Origin of the sequence: Alkalithermobacter paradoxus (genome assembly GCA_002029295.1) — a bacterium.
Taxonomy (GTDB): Bacteria; Bacillota; Clostridia; order Peptostreptococcales; family Peptostreptococcaceae; genus Alkalithermobacter; species Alkalithermobacter paradoxus.
The window spans coordinates 1-559 of record MZGW01000037.1; the positions used below are offsets into that span (position 1 = coordinate 1).

Below are 559 nucleotides of genomic sequence, written 5' to 3' on the forward strand. Positions count from 1 at the left end.
ATTTTTCTAAAAATACATATTTATATTGGAGTGATTTTTATGTTGCGAAAGCAAGATATGATAAATAGAGACCAACTTGTTTTATTTACACTTGATGAACTTGTGCCTAGTGATCATTTACTGAGAAAAATTGATAAAGTCATGAATTTTGACTTTATATATGAACTTGTTAATGATATGTACTCTCAAGATAAGGGAAGACCTAGTATAGATCCTGTAGTGCTTATTAAACTTGTTTTTATTCAGTATCTATTTGGTATTGGGTCTATGAGAAAGACAATAAGAGAAGTGAATTTAAATATTGCTTATAGATGGTTTTTAGGTTATGGAATAAAAGATGAGATACCTCATTTTTCAACGTTTAGTAAAAACTATGCTAGAAGATTTAAGAATTCAAATGTCTTTGAAGATATATTTGCAAAAATACTTAACGAAGCTGTTGAAGCTGGATTCGTAGACCCAAAGGAAGTTTTTATAGATGCAACCCACGTAAAGGCAAGTGCCAATAAGAAAAAAACTTACAAAGAAGAAGTTGCTAAAGAAGCAAAAATATATAGAG

At 29.2% G+C, this 559-nt stretch carries 1 protein-coding gene; it reads left to right on the forward strand.

From position 1 onward, the window contains the following. Positions 1–39 precede the first annotated feature (39 nt). Positions 40–559: transposase (locus CLOTH_RS10480; protein WP_143715468.1), on the forward strand; the 520-nt coding region annotated here is incomplete at its 3' end.